Genomic DNA, 14065 nt, shown 5'->3' on the forward strand with positions numbered 1-14065 from the left:
CCACCACTTTTATTGAAAGTCCAGCGCTCGACGATCGCCGAGTGCGCGGGCCAACGTGTTCTAACACCCAGGATCCAGGTCGTTGACGAGTACGGCGCTGCGCGCGACGAGTTCAAACTGATGTGCGCCGCGATTGATGGCGATATCCAAAGTGCTAAAGGATCGGGTGCAACTGCGCTTACAGAGATTCGCCGCATAGAAGCGGGCGAAGCCGAGCTCATCGAATCCGACGGCAATGCCTGGGTAGCCCACATCACGCCCGACAAGGTCTGGTTCGAAGGCTTGTACAGCCAGGGCGAAGGCGGCGAAGTCAGCTTCGCGCAGTACAAGCTGGCCGTGGAAACCTACGTCCGTTTCCTCGCCGACCCCGAACGCAAGCCGATCGAGGTGCCGTTCCCCGCGGAATGAATCGACCGGCTCGGCCAGCCGCTCACCGCGCCGGCGGCACCAGAATCGTCGGCTTCGCTTCAGGCAGCAGCCCCGGGTAGTCGCGGCTGAAGTGCAGGCCGCGGCTTTCGTGTCGGAGCATGGCCGACATCACGATCAAGTCGGCCACCTGCACCAGGTTGCGCAGCTCGAGCAGGTCGCGCGTGACGTGGAACTGCGCATAGAACTCGTGGATTTCGCGCTGAAGCAGCGTGATGCGGTGCGCCGCGCGCTCCAGGCGCTTGTTGGTGCGCACGATGCCCACGTAGTCCCACATGAAGCGGCGCAGCTCGTCCCAGTTGTGCGAGATCACCACCATCTCGTCGGCGTCGGTCACGCGGCTGTCGTCCCACTCGGGCAGTGCGGGCGGCTGCGGCGCGGGCGTGCCGCGGATGGCGCCCACCGCGGCCTGGGCGAACACCATGCACTCCACGAGCGAGTTGCTCGCGAGCCGGTTGGCACCGTGCAGGCCGGTGCAGGTGGTCTCGCCCACTGCATACAGGCCCGCGATCTCGGTGCGGCCGTCGAGGTCGGTCACCACGCCGCCGCAGGTGTAGTGCGCGGCCGGCACCACGGGGATGGGCTCTTTCGTGATGTCGATGCCGAGCTCGGCGCAGCGCGCAAGGATGTTGGGGAAGTGCTCGCGCAGGAATTCGGGGCTCTGGTGCGAGATGTCCAGGTGCACGCAGTCGAGGCCGTGCTTCTTCATCTCGTGGTCGATCGCGCGCGCCACCACGTCGCGCGGCGCGAGCTCGGCGCGCGGGTCGTGGTCGGGCATGAAGCGGTGGCCACCCAGGTGCGGCGGCAGCTTGAGCAGGCCGCCCTCGCCGCGCACCGCCTCGGTGATCAGGAAGCTCTTGGCGTGCGGGTGGTACAGGCAGGTGGGGTGGAACTGGATGAACTCCATGTTCGCCACCTGGCAGCCCGCGCGCCAGGCCGCGGCGATGCCGTCGCCCGTGGCGGTGTCGGGGTTGGTGGTGTACAGGTAGACCTTGCCCGCGCCGCCCGTGGCAAGCACGGTGTGCCGCGCCGAGAAGGTCACGACCTCGTCGGCCACGGTGTCGAGCACGTAGGCGCCGAAGCAGCGGCGCTCCTGGCTGGCCCCGGGCACGCGGCGGTCGGTGATCAGATCGACCAGCATGTGGTGCTCGAAGATCTGTATGTTGGGCGTGCGGCGCACGCGCTCGACCAGCGTGGCCTGCACCGCGGCACCCGTGGCGTCGGCCGCGTGCACGATGCGTCGGTGGCTGTGGCCGCCTTCGCGCGTGAGGTGCAGTTCACCGGCTTCGGTGGAAAACGGCACACCGAGCTCGCGCAGCCAGGCGATGGCCGCGGGCGCGTTCTCCACCGTGAACTCGGTGGCCTCGCGGTCGCTCAGGCCGGCGCCGGCCACCAGCGTGTCTTCCACGTGCGAGGCGTAGCTGTCACCCTCGGCGAGCACCGCGGCGATGCCGCCCTGCGCCCAGTTGCTCGAGCCGTCGAGCAGCGCGCGCTTGGTGATCACGGCCACGCGGTGCGTGGCCGACAGGTGCAGGGCCGTGCTGAGCCCGGCCAGGCCGCTGCCGATGACCAGGACGTCGAAGTGTTGGAGGCTCATGATGCGGGGGTGTAGGCGAGGCGCACGTAGATCGGTGCGAAGGCCTCGGCCTGGGTGAGCTCGATCAGGGTTTCCTTGGCGAGCTCGAGCATGGCGATGAAGGTCACGACCAGCACGGGCTGGCCGCGGCTGACGTCGAACAGCTCGCCGAACTCGACGAACTGGCGCCCCTGCAGCTGGCGCAGCACGATGCTCATGTGCTCGCGCACCGAGAGCTCTTCGCGGCTGATCTTGTGGTGCTGCACGAGCTTGGCGCGCTTGAGGATGTCGCGCCAGGCGCTCTGCAGGTCGATGGGGTTGACGTCGGGGAAGCGCGGCACCAGGGCCTGCTCCACGTAGACCTGGGCGCGCAGGAAGTCGCGCCCGTACTGCGGCACCTCGGTCAGACGCTGCGCCGCGAGCTTCATCTGCTCGTACTCGAGCAGGCGGCGCACGAGTTCGGCGCGTGGGTCTTCGGCCTCTTCGCCCTCGGCCGTTTTCTTGGGCGGCAGCAGCATGCGCGACTTGATCTCGATCAGCATCGCGGCCATCAGCAGGTACTCGGCCGCGAGTTCGAGGTTGTGTGCGCGGATTTCCTCGACGTAGGTGAGGTACTGGCGCGTCACCCCCGCCATCGGGATGTCGAGGATGTTGAAGTTCTGCTTGCGGATCAGGTAGAGCAGCAGGTCCAGCGGGCCCTCGAAGGCCTCGAGGAAGACGCGCAGCGCGTCGGGCGGGATGTAGAGGTCCTGCGGCAGCTTGAACAGCGGCTCGCCGTAGAGCCGCGCAAGCGCCACGCCGTCGACCACACTGGGCAGCACCTCGTCCAGGCCCTGGGGGGCCTCGTCGAGGGACGGCGCGGGCTCCTGGCTCACTTCAAGCCAGGCTCGGTCTGGTAGACGTAGGGCTTCTGCGCCACGCGGGCCGCCTGGGCTTCGGCCGCGAATTCGCGGTCGATGGTCTTGTCCCACAGCAGGTTGCGGCCCTCGCGCTGGCGCTGTTCCAGGCCGGGCTTGCTGGCCTTGAGCTGGTCGATGAACTCGGTGGTCTCGGAGCGGTAGTCGGGGCGGCGGAAGAAGGACATGGCGGGGCGTCCGGAACAGGAAACCCGCGATTTTACCGGCCGTGCCCCGACCCCTCGGTGCCCTCGGCCAGCCGGGCCGCGAAGCCCGAGCGCTGGATCAGCGAGGCCGGTTGCGGCTGCAGACCCGTGAGCTCCAGCCGCCCGCCGCGCCGCCCCAGGGCCTTGCGCAACTGCTCGAGCGCGTCCAGGCCGGTGGTGTCGAGCGACACCAGCAACTGCGCGTCCAGCGTGAGGTGCAGCGGGCCCGGGCTGGCCTCGGCGGCCGCGATCAGCGGGTCGATGCGGGTGACGTTGCCGAAGAACAGCGATCCATACAGGCGCCAGGTCTGGCGCCCCTCGGCGCTCACCACGGGCTCCACCCGGAACAGCGCCTGCTGGCGCCGCACGAACAGCACCACGGCCAGCACCAGACCCAGCTCCACGGCCACCGTGAGGTCGAACACAATGGTGACGGCGAAGGTGCTCAGCAGCATGAGCCGGTAGTGGTTGCTGAAGTGCCGCAGCCGCGCGAACTCGCGCCATTCGCCCATGTTCCAGGCCACGAACAGCAGCACGCCCGCGAGCACCGCGAGCGGGATGTGGAAGGCCAGCGGCGCGGCCACCAGCACCACCAGCGCCAGCGTGGCCGAGTGCACCATGCCCGCCACCGGCGAGCCTGCGCCGGCGCGGATGTTGGTGACGGTGCGCGCGATGGTGCCCGTGACCGGCATGCCGCCGAAGAAGGGCACCACGAGGTTGGCCACGCCCTGGGCCATGAGCTCCTGGTTCGGGTCGTGCTTGGGCGTGGTGCTGAGCTGGTCGGCCACGCGCGCGCACAACAGCGACTCCACCGCGCCGAGCAGCGCGATGGTGAGCGTGGGCGTGACCAGCAGTCGCACGGTTTCCCACGAAAAATCGGGCAAGGCGAACGCGGGCAGGCCCTGGGGAATACCGCCGAAGCGCGTGCCGATGGTCTCCACCGGCAGCTCCAGCGCCCAGGCCAGCAGCGACAGCGTCACCAGCGCCACCACCGGGCCCGGAATGCGCGAGGTCGCGCGCAGCGCACCGGGCACGTCGAGCCGCTCGATGCGGCGGCGAAAGCGCGAGTCCATGGCCCACAGGCGCGGCCACAGCACCAGGCCCAGCACGCACAGCGTGCCCAGCGCGAGCGCCCAGGGGTTGATGCCGCCGGCGTGCGTGGCCAGCACGCGCATCTGCCCGAAAAAGCTCGCGGGCATCTTGTCGACCTGCAGGCCCAGCAGGTCGCGCAGCTGCGAGAACGCGATCAGCACCGCGATGCCGTTGGTGAAGCCGATCACCACGCTCACGGGCACGTAGCGCACCAGCGCGCCCAGGCGGAACAGGCCGAGCAGGAACAGCAACACGCCCGCGCTCGCGGTGGCGATCAGCAGGTTGGCCACGCCGTAGCGCTCGACGATGCCGTAGACGATGACGATGAACGCGCCCGCGGGCCCGGCGATCTGCACCGACGTGCCGCCGAGCATGGCCACCAGCAGGCCGCCGATGATGGCCGTCCACAGCCCGGCCTGGGGCGGCAGGCCGCTCGCGATGGCGAAGGCCATGGCCAGCGGCAGCGCCACGATGCCCACCGTGACCCCGGCGCCCAGGTCGCGGCCGAAGCGCGCCCTGTCGTAGCCGCGCAGCACGGCGAGCAGGCGCGGGCGGAACGGGGCGAGCGGTGGCAGGCCGGTCATGCCCCGCATGTTACCGATGGCAACGCGCAGCCCCGGTTGCCGGCCTACACTGGCCGCCCGAGACCATTGGAGACCGCATGAGCCGAGCCGACACGCGCAGCGCCTGGTGGCGCCTGGGCCGTTTGATCACCGCCACCCTGGCCGCGGTGGGTCTCGTGGGCGCCTGCGACCTGCAGAACATCGCCGAGCTCGAACCCGGCGTGTCCACCGAGGCCGACGTGCGCGAGAAATTCGGCCAGCCCGAAGCGGTGTGGGACGGCGCCGATGGCGCGCAGGTCTACGAGTACAACCGCCAGCCCGAGGGCGTGGTGAACTACATGATCACCATCGGCGCCGACGGCGTGCTGGTGAAGGTGGCGCAGGTGCTCAATGAAGAAACCTTCGCCCAGGTGCAACCGGGCATGGCCATGGAGCAGGTGCGCCGCCTGCTGGGCAAGCCGCGAAAGGTGCAGACCTACGCCCTGAGCGGCGAGACACACCAGGACTGGCGCTTCCAGCCCAAGGGCGGCACCGAGCCCATGCTCTTCAGCGTGGCCTTCAACCGCGACCTGCGGGTGATCAAGACCGGGACCATGCCCGACCCGGATCTGCAGAAGCGCTGATCAGCGCACCCGCATGCCCGGCTGCGCGCCCGGGCCGGGCTCGAGCACGTAGATGCCGGGCGCGGCTTTTTCGTCGGCGTGGCTCGCGGCCAGCACCATGCCTTCGCTCACGCCGAACTTCATCTTGCGCGGCGCCAGGTTGGCCACCAGCACGGTGAGCTTGCCCTTGAGCTGCTCGGGCTGGTAGGCGCTGGCGATGCCGCTGAAGACGTTGCGGGTCTTGCCCTCGCCCACGTCGAGCGTGAGGCGCAGCAGCTTGGTCGAACCTTCCACGCGCTCGCACTCGACGATCTGCGCGATGCGCAGGTCGATCTTGGCGAAGTCGTCGATGGTGATGGTGTCGGCGATCGGCTCGCCACCGGGCACGGGCGCGGCCTCCACGGGCGCGGGCGGCGGCTCGAACAGGGCGTCGAGCTGCTTCACGTCCACGCGCTGCATCAGGTGCTGGTAGGGCTGGATGGCGTGGCCCGCGCCGAGCAGGCGGGCGGCGTCGGCCCACTGCATGGGCGCCACCTGCAGGAAAGCCTCGACCTGCGCGGCCAGGGCGGGCAGCACCGGCTTGAGGTAGAGCGTGAGCAGGCGGAAGGCCTCGATGCAGGTGCTGCACACGTCGTGCAGCCGCGCGTCCTGGCCCTCCTGCTTGGCGAGCTCCCAGGGCTTGTTCTGGTCGACGTAGGCGTTGACCTGATCGGCCAGCGCCATGACCTCGCGCAGCGCCTTGCCGTACTCGCGCGTGTCGAACAGCGTGGCCACGGCCTCGGCGCGCGCCTGCAGCGCTTGCAGCAGCGCGGCACCGTCGGCCGAGGCCGCGCCGAGCCGGCCCTCGAAGCGCTTGGCGATGAAGCCCGCCGCGCGGCTCGCGATGTTGATGAACTTGCCGATCAGGTCGCTGTTGACGCGCAGCAGGAAATCTTCGCGGTTGAAGTCGATGTCTTCGTTGCGCGCGCTGAGCTTGGCAGCCAGGTAGTAGCGCAGCCACTCGGGGTTCATGCCGAGCTGCAGGTACTTGAGCGGGTCGAGCCCGGTGCCACGGCTCTTGCTCATCTTCTCGCCGTTGTTCACGGTGAGGAAGCCGTGCACGAACACCGCGTTGGGCGTCTTGCGGCCGCTGAAGTGCAGCATGGCCGGCCAGAACAGCGTGTGGAAGGTGATGATGTCCTTGCCGATGAAGTGGAACTGCTCGGTCGCCGGGTCGGCCATGAAGGCGGCGTAGTCCATGCCCTGCTTGCCCAGCCAGTTCTTGAGCGAGGCCAGGTAGCCCACGGGCGCATCGAGCCAGACGTAGAAGTACTTGCCCGGCGCGTCGGGGATTTCAATGCCGAAATAGGGCGCGTCGCGCGAAATGTCCCAGTCGCCGAGCTTGGTCTGGCCGTTCTCGTCGGGCGCGATCCACTCGCTGATTTTGTTGAGCACTTCGGGCTGCACCGCGCCGCTCGTGGTCCACTGCTTGAGGAAGGCCAGGCAGCGCGGGTCGGAGAGCTTGAAGAAGAAATGCTCGGAGTGCTTGAGCACCGGCTTGGCGCCCGAGAGCGCCGAGTAGGGGTTGATCAGGTCGGTCGGGCTGTAGACCTTGCCGCAGACCTCGCAGTTGTCGCCGTACTGGTCTTTGGCGTGGCAGTTGGGGCACTCGCCCTTGATGAAGCGGTCGGGCAGGAACATGTTCTTCTCGGGGTCGAAGAACTGTTCGATGGTGCGCGTCTCGATCAGGCCGGCGGCTTTCAGGTCTTTGTAGATCTGCTGCGCGAGCTCGTGGTTCTCGGGCGCGTCGGTGCTGTGCCAGTTGTCGAAGCCGATGTGAAAGCCGTCGAGGTAGGGCTTGCGGCCCGCGGCGATGTCGGCCACGAACTGCTGCGGCGTCTTGCCCGCCTTGTCGGCCGCGATCATGATCGGCGCGCCGTGCGCGTCGTCGGCGCAGACGAAATGCACCTGGTGGCCCTGCATGCGCTGGAACCGCACCCAGATGTCGGCCTGGATGTATTCCATGATGTGGCCGATGTGGAAGTGGCCGTTGGCGTAGGGCAGGGCGGTGGTGACGAACAGGCGGCGCGGGCTCATGGCGGGGCTTTCTTCAGGGGAACCGGCGATTTTAGGTGGGCCGATGACCGCACGCCGCTTGTGTGAATCCCGCCCCCCGCCCCCGGACGGTAGACTCTGCGCCGCCGCAGAGCACCGCCCCGCCACCGCACCCCGGCCCGGCGCAGACAACCCCACTTTCCCCTGGAGCCATTTCCCCATGTCCGTCGACCAACAAGCCCTGCTGCAAGCCTTGCAGGCCGTGCAGGACCCGAACACCGGGCGCGACTTCGTGACCACCAAGGCGCTCAAGAACCTGCAGGTCAACGACGGTGACGTGGCCTTCGACGTCGAGCTGGGCTATCCCGCCAAGAGCCAGATGCCCGCGCTGCGCAAGGCCCTGATCGCGGCCGCGCGCGGTGTGCCCGGCGTCGAGAACGTCTCGGTCAACCTGAGCACCAAGGTCATCGCGCACGCGGTGCAGCGCGGCGTGCAGCTCATGCCCAACGTCAAGAACATCATCGCCGTGGCCTCGGGCAAAGGCGGTGTGGGCAAGAGCACCACCGCGGTCAACCTCGCGCTGGCGCTGGCCGCCGAAGGCGCGCGCGTGGGCGTGCTCGACGCCGACATCTACGGCCCGAGCCAGCCCATGATGCTGGGCATCGAAGGCCGCCCCGAGAGCGCCGACGGCCAGACCATGGAGCCGCTCGAGAACTACGGCATCCAGTGCATCTCGATCGGCTTCCTGATCGACCGCGACGAGGCCATGATCTGGCGCGGGCCCATGGCCACGCAGGCGCTCGAGCAGCTGCTGCGCCAGACCAACTGGAAAGAGCTCGACTACCTGATCGTCGACATGCCGCCGGGCACCGGCGACATCCAGCTCACGCTGTCGCAGCGCGTGCCGCTCACGGGCGCGGTGATCGTGACCACGCCGCAGGACATCGCGCTGCTCGACGCCCGCAAGGGCATCAAGATGTTCGAGAAGGTGGGCGTGCCCATCCTGGGCATCGTCGAGAACATGGCCGTGCACGTGTGCGAGAAGTGCGGCCACGTCGAGCACATCTTCGGCGCCGACGGCGGCAAGAACATGGCGGCCGAGTACGGCATGGACTACCTCGGCGCGCTGCCGCTCAACATGAGCATCCGCGTGCAGGCCGACAGCGGCATGCCCACCGTGGTGGCCGACCCCGACGGCGAGATCGCCGGCCTCTACAAGGGCGTGGCGCGCCAGGTGGCCATCAAGATCGCGGCCAAGGCCAAGGACTTCTCGTCGAAGTTCCCGAGCATCAAGATCTCCAAGGACACCTGAGTCCGCGAAGGCCAACCCCGGGCCCGTCGGGCTCGGTGTTTCCACGGGGGTGCGAATACCTCCCGGGGGGTATGGAAGGCGCGGGGGGGACTGCGGTGTCATCGGGGCTTCCGACGCAGCAGGAGGCCCACCGTGAAGCACACGCCCCCCCACCAGATCCAGCGCATGAACCGCACCCAGCTCGGCACCGCCCTGCGCTGGGCCGAAGAAGAGGGCTGGAATCCCGGCCGCCACGACGGCGACATCTTCCACCCCATCGACGTGCGCGGCCATTTCATGGCCAGCCTCGACGGCCAGCCCGCGGCCACCATCAGCGGCCTGCGCTACGGCACCAGCTACGGTTTCGTGGGCCTGTACATCGTGCGGCCCGACCTGCGCGGCCGGGGGTTGGGCATGGCGGTCTGGAAGGCCGCACTCGAGCACCTGCGCGGCTGCATCGTGGGGCTCGACGGCGTGGTCGAGCAGCAGCACAACTACCGCCGCAGCGGCTTCGACCTGGCCTGGCACAACCGGCGCTACCAGGCCGTGGGCCGCAGCCCGCAGCCGCGCGACCCGCGCATCGTCAAGCTCACGGCGATCCCGTTCGAGGCGCTGGCCGTGTACGACCGCGCTTTCCACCCCGAACCGCGCCCGGTCTTCCTGCAGGCCTGGATCCAGCAGCGCTACGGCATGGCGCTGGGCTGGTGGCAGGACGGGCGGCTCAAGGGCTATGGCGTTGTGCGTGCCTGCGCCAATGGCCACAAGATCGGCCCGCTGTGCGCCGACACGCCCGCCATCGCCGAGGCCCTGCTCGATGCGCTGCTGGGCTGCGTGGTGCTGCGCGAGCCGGTCTACCTCGACATCCCCGAACCCAACCGCGAAGCGATCTCGCTGGCCGAGCGGCAGGGCATGGTGGCGGGCTTTCCCACCGCGCGCATGTACCGCGGGCCGGCGCCGCGCATCGACCTGCCGCGCCAGTACGCGCTCACCGCGCTGGAGATCGGCTGAGCGCGTTCAGCCCGCCGCCTTCTCGCGCTCGCGCAGCCGGAAGCGCTGGATCTTGCCGGTGGCGGTCTTGGGCAGTTCGTCGAGGAACTCGATGAAGCGCGGGTACTTGTAGGGCGCCAGGCGCTCCTTCACGAAGGCCTGCAGATCGGCGGAGCTGGCCTGCTGGCCCGGCTTGAGCACCACATAGGCCTTGGTCTTGGTCAGGCCGTCGCTGTCTTCCTTGCCGATCACCGCGGCCTCGAGCACCGCGGGGTGCTGCACCAGCGTGGCTTCCACCTCGAAGGGGCTCACGTAGATGCCGCTGACCTTGAGCATGTCGTCGTTGCGGCCCGCGTAGGTGTAGGTGCCATCGGCGTTGCGCAGGTACTTGTCGCCGCTCTTGGTCCAGCCGCCCTGGAAGGTGTCGCGGCTCTTGCTGCGGTTGTTCCAGTACATGAGCGCGGCGCTCGGGCCCTGGATGTAGAGGTCGCCGATCTCCGACGAGCCGTCGGGGTTCGTGGCCACGGGCTGGCCGTCTTCGCCGCGCAGCTCCACCGCATAGCCCGGCACCGGAAAGCCCGTGGTGCCGTAGCGCACCTGGCCGGGCACGTTGGACAGGAAGATGTGCAGCATCTCGGTGGAGCCGATGCCGTCGATGATCTCGACGCCGAAATGGCGCGTCCAGCGCTCGCCGATGTCCTGCGGCAGGGCCTCGCCGGCCGAGGAGCACAGGCGCAGCGCCACCGCGCTTTTCGCGGGCAGGTCGGGGCTGGCGAGCATGCCGCCGTAACCCGTGGGCGCGCCGCAGAACACGGTGGGCTGGTGCTGCGTCATGCGATGGAAGCAGGCCTGCGGCGTGGGCCGCTCGGCCATCAGCACCACGCTCGCGCCCACGCTGAGCGGAAAGCTCAGCGCATTGCCCAGGCCATAGGCGAAGAACAGTTTGGCGGCCGAGAACACCGTGTCGCTCTCGCGCAGCTGCAGCACGCCGCGGCCATAGAGCTCGGCGGTCCAGTAGAGGTTGGCCTGGCTGTGCACCGTGCCCTTGGGCGCGCCGGTGGAGCCGCTCGAGTAGAGCCAGAACGCGGGCTCGTCGGCGTGCGTGTCGGCGGGGGCCGCGGGTTGCGCGGCTTTCACGAGCGCGTCGAAGGCGCGTGCGCCGGCGGGCAGGGCGCTGCCGCGCGAGACGATCAGGTGCTGCACCTCATGGCCGCCCTGGGCCATGGCCTCTTGCAGCGTGGGCAGCAGCGCGCCCGAGACGATGGCCGCTTGCGCGCGGCTGTCGCCGAGCATGTAGGCGATGTCCTTGGCCGGCAGCAGGGTGTTGATGGCCACGGGCACCACACCCGCGTGCAGCGCGCCCAGGAAGGCCACCACCCAATCGCTGCTGTCGTGCGCGAGCAGCAGCACGCGTTCCTCGCGCCGCAGGCCGAGCTGGCGCAGCGCCGCGCCGAAGCGGGCCACGGCGTCGGCGAGTTCGCCGTAGCTCAGGCGGCCCTGGTCGTCGATGAGCGCGGTCTTGGCCGCGCGGGCTGCATTGCGCTCGATCAGGTGGCGGGCGAAGTTGAAGCGCGCCGGCGGCGCGGCCACGGTGGGGGCGGTCATGGCTTGTCTCCTCGGGTCTTGTGGGTGTGCGGGCGCGGGCTCAGAAGGCCAGCGGCGTGGCGCTGGCGGCGAGCGCGTCGAGCGCACCGGTGTGCGCCTGCACCGCGCTGCGGCGGTGGTAGAAGCCGAGCGCGCGCAGGCCGCCCAGCTCTTCGCCGCCGCCCGCGCGGCCCGGGCCGCCGTGCAGCGAGTGCGGCATCACGTTGCCATGGCCGGTCTGCGACTGCGCGACCTCCGGCGAGATCGCGTGCACGCGGCCGTGGCTGTCGGCGAGCTCGAGCGCGGCGCGCGCAGTGAAAGCCGGGTCGGCGCTGTAGACCGAAGCCACGAGCGAGCCCTGGCCACGGCGGATCAGCCCGTAGGCCTGGGTCTCGCTGTCGTAGGGCATCAGGGTGGCCACGGGGCCGAACACCTCCACATCGTGCAGCACGCGCGCGGCCACCGGGTCGCTGGTGCCCAGCAGCACGGGTTGGGCGCAGGCGGCCACGGCGGGGTCGGCGTCAACCAGGGCCTGGCTGCGGCCGTCGTACAGCGCCTGGGCTTCGGTGAGCAATTGCGCCAGGCCTTCGCGCACGCTGTCGAACTGCGCGCGGCTCACCAGCGCGCCCATGCGCACGGCTTCGTTGCGCGGGTTGCCCACGGTGGTCTTGGCGAGCTTGGCACCGATCGCGTCGGCGGCGGCTTGGTACAGCGCGCGCGGCACGAAGGCGCGGCGGATCGCGGTGCACTTCTGCCCGCTCTTGACCGTCATCTCGCGCGCGACCTCGTTGACGAACAGCTTGAAGGCTTCGCTGTCGGCGGTGGCCGCGGGGTCGAGCAGGGCGCTGTTGAGGCTGTCGGCCTCGATGTTCACGCGCACCGAGCGCTTGGCCACGGCGTCGTGGCCGCGGATCAGCGCGGCGGTGTCGGCCGAACCGGTGAAGGACAGCACGTCGAAGGGTTCGAGCGCGTCGAGCAGGCCGTGCGACGAGCCGCAGATCACCGACAGCGCGCCCGCGGGCAGCACACCGGCCTCGACCACGTCCTGCACCATGCGCTGCGTGAGCCAGGCCGTGGGCGTGCCGGGCTTGACCACCACGGGCACGCCCGACAGCAGCGCGGGCGCGGCTTTTTCCCACAGGCCCCAGCTCGGGAAGTTGAAGGCGTTGATGAACAGCGCCAGACCGCGCGTGGGGGTGAGGATGTGCTGGGCCTGGAAGCCTTCGTCCTTGCCCAGGCGGATGCGGCCGCCGTCGAGCAGGGCGCGCGCATCGCCCAGTTTCTCGCCCCACTTGGCGTACTGGCCGAGCGTGAAGATGCCGCCGTCGATGTCGACCGCGGAGTCGCGCGTGACCGTGCCCGAGTTGGCGGTGGCGATCGCGTAGTAGTCGTCGCGTTTGGCCTGCAGCACCTGCACCACAGCGGCCAGCAGGCCGGCGCGTTCGCGGTAGCTCAGGGCGCGCAGCGCGGCCCCGCCCTGTTCGCGCGCGAAGCGGAAGGCGCTCGCCACGTCCAGGCCGTCGCGGCTCACGCGCACGAGTTCGGTGCCGAGCACCGGGTCGAACAGGGGCGTGCCCGCGCCTTGGCCCGATTGGGCTTGACCGGCGACGATGTTGGGCAGGAGGGGGGTCTGGCTCATGGCGGGGCTGAAATCCGGGCTGGTGTTGGGGCCGTTGAAGCGATAAAGTGCACTATCTTGCGTGCTCGCGAACCTGCATTAAAGTGCATGTTCTGCCATTTGGCAAGCCCGGACATCCCCGAGTCCCTTACACCGCCTCCCCCCATGGACGCCGAAGCCGCCCCCAGCCCGACCGTGCCGGTCGAAGAAGACCGCCATCCGTTCCTGGTGTCGCTGGGCGAGCGCGTGCGCACGCTGCGCTCGCGCCGCGGCATGACGCGCAAGGCGGTGGCGATCGCGGCCGACGTGTCCGAGCGCCACCTCGCCAACCTCGAGTACGGCACGGGCAACGCGTCCATCCTGGTGCTGCTGCAGGTGGCCGAGGCGCTGCAGTGCCCGCTCGCCGAACTTATTGGCGATGTGAGCACAAGCTCACCGGAATGGCTGCTGATCCGCGAGATGCTGGCCGGCCGCCCCGAGGCCGACCTGCGCCGCGTGCGCATGGCCATCGGCAGCGCGCTGGGCCAGGGCCAGGCCGACACCGACGCCACGCGGCGCACGCGCATCGCGCTCATCGGCCTGCGCGGGGCGGGCAAGTCCACGCTGGGCCAGCGCCTGGCCGACGACCTGGGCTACGCCTTCATCGAGCTCAGCCGCGAGATCGAGAAGTTCGCCGGCTGCAGCATCGAGGAGATCCACGCGCTTTACGGCACGCCGGCCTACCGGCGCTACGAGCGCCGTGCGCTCGAGGAGGCGATCCAGATCTACCCCGAGGTGGTGATCGCCACGCCCGGCGGCCTGGTGTCGGACGCGGCCAACTTCAACCTGCTGCTCGCGCACTGCACCACCGTGTGGCTGCAGGCCGATCCGGCCGACCACATGGGCCGCGTGGCGGCGCAGGGCGACATGCGGCCCATGGCCGCGAGCCGCGAGGCCATGGAAGACCTCAAGCGCATCCTCGCGGGGCGCTCGGCTTTCTATTCCAAGGCAGAGTTGCACTTCAACACCAGCGCCTACGGCAGCGTGGACGCGGCCTTCCAGGCCCTGAGCGACGAGGTCCGCGCGCTGGTGTCGGGCTGAACAAAACCGACCGGCGGTCGAAACATGCACAAAAGTGCATTGACGCCGCTCAGAGACATGCAATATTATTCCGGTCACGTTCAAGGCAACGGCATTTCAGTGCCGCTGCC

At 69.4% G+C, this 14065-nt stretch carries 12 protein-coding genes; 5 read left to right on the forward strand and 7 right to left on the reverse strand.

All coding sequences use genetic code 11. The features are described from left to right. Positions 1-12 precede the first annotated feature (12 nt). The gene (locus G9Q37_RS21385; protein WP_166230619.1) at positions 13-408 is read left to right on the forward strand and encodes a hypothetical protein; all 396 of its coding nucleotides are present in this window, start codon (positions 13-15) and stop codon (positions 406-408) included. A gap of 22 nt (positions 409-430) precedes the next feature. Here the strand turns inward: G9Q37_RS21385 and nadB are convergent, their stop codons facing one another. From nadB to G9Q37_RS21405, 4 genes are read right to left on the reverse strand one after another with little or no spacing between them, the layout of a single operon-like run. After that, positions 431-2023 (reverse strand): L-aspartate oxidase, encoded by a 1593-nt coding sequence (gene nadB / locus G9Q37_RS21390; RefSeq protein WP_166230621.1) that lies wholly within the window; start codon positions 2021-2023, stop codon positions 431-433. Then, positions 2020-2877: a segregation and condensation protein A gene (locus tag G9Q37_RS21395; protein WP_166230623.1), complete on the reverse strand. Its 858-nt coding sequence runs from the start codon at positions 2875-2877 to the stop codon at positions 2020-2022. The genes nadB and G9Q37_RS21395 overlap by 4 nt, the downstream gene beginning before the upstream one ends. Next, complete coding sequence (locus tag G9Q37_RS21400; protein ID WP_166230625.1) at positions 2874-3086, reverse strand: DUF3460 family protein; 213 nt, start codon at positions 3084-3086, stop codon at positions 2874-2876. The genes G9Q37_RS21395 and G9Q37_RS21400 overlap by 4 nt, the downstream gene beginning before the upstream one ends. Positions 3087-3118: 32 nt before the next feature. After that, the gene (locus tag G9Q37_RS21405; protein ID WP_166230627.1) at positions 3119-4780 is read right to left on the reverse strand and encodes a SulP family inorganic anion transporter; all 1662 of its coding nucleotides are present in this window, start codon (positions 4778-4780) and stop codon (positions 3119-3121) included. A gap of 77 nt (positions 4781-4857) precedes the next feature. On the opposite strand from G9Q37_RS21405, the gene bamE reads away from it, so the two are divergent. Beyond that, positions 4858-5382, forward strand: a complete 525-nt coding sequence (gene bamE / locus G9Q37_RS21410) for an outer membrane protein assembly factor BamE domain-containing protein (protein WP_205710687.1) — start codon at positions 4858-4860, stop codon at positions 5380-5382. On the opposite strand, the gene metG is transcribed toward bamE, so the two are convergent. Next, complete coding sequence (metG, locus tag G9Q37_RS21415; protein ID WP_166230629.1) at positions 5383-7437, reverse strand: methionine--tRNA ligase; 2055 nt, start codon at positions 7435-7437, stop codon at positions 5383-5385. Between the two features lie 178 nt (positions 7438-7615). Here metG and apbC point away from each other — a divergent pair, with 178 nt between their 5' ends. Together apbC and G9Q37_RS21425 are read left to right on the forward strand one after the other, a co-directional pair. Then, complete coding sequence (apbC, locus tag G9Q37_RS21420; RefSeq protein WP_166230631.1) at positions 7616-8707, forward strand: iron-sulfur cluster carrier protein ApbC; 1092 nt, start codon at positions 7616-7618, stop codon at positions 8705-8707. Between the two features lie 132 nt (positions 8708-8839). Then, positions 8840-9694, forward strand: coding sequence for a GNAT family N-acetyltransferase (locus G9Q37_RS21425; RefSeq protein WP_205710688.1), 855 nt, complete (start codon positions 8840-8842; stop codon positions 9692-9694). A gap of 6 nt (positions 9695-9700) precedes the next feature. Here G9Q37_RS21425 and G9Q37_RS21430 read toward each other — a convergent pair whose 3' ends face one another. Together G9Q37_RS21430 and G9Q37_RS21435 are read right to left on the reverse strand one after the other, a co-directional pair. Next, positions 9701-11278, reverse strand: coding sequence for a benzoate-CoA ligase family protein (locus G9Q37_RS21430; protein WP_166230633.1), 1578 nt, complete (start codon positions 11276-11278; stop codon positions 9701-9703). 40 nt (positions 11279-11318) lie between these two features. After that, on the reverse strand, positions 11319-12896 hold the full coding sequence (locus G9Q37_RS21435) for a 3,4-dehydroadipyl-CoA semialdehyde dehydrogenase (protein ID WP_166230634.1): 1578 nt from the start codon (positions 12894-12896) through the stop codon (positions 11319-11321). Positions 12897-13040: 144 nt separating this feature from the next. Between G9Q37_RS21435 and G9Q37_RS21440 the strand changes: the two genes are divergently transcribed. Beyond that, the gene (locus tag G9Q37_RS21440; protein WP_205710689.1) at positions 13041-13955 is read left to right on the forward strand and encodes a helix-turn-helix transcriptional regulator; all 915 of its coding nucleotides are present in this window, start codon (positions 13041-13043) and stop codon (positions 13953-13955) included. Positions 13956-14065: the final 110 nt, after the last annotated feature.

Origin of the sequence: Hydrogenophaga crocea (assembly GCF_011388215.1) — a bacterium.
In the GTDB taxonomy this organism is placed as follows: domain Bacteria; phylum Pseudomonadota; class Gammaproteobacteria; order Burkholderiales; family Burkholderiaceae_C; genus Hydrogenophaga; species Hydrogenophaga crocea.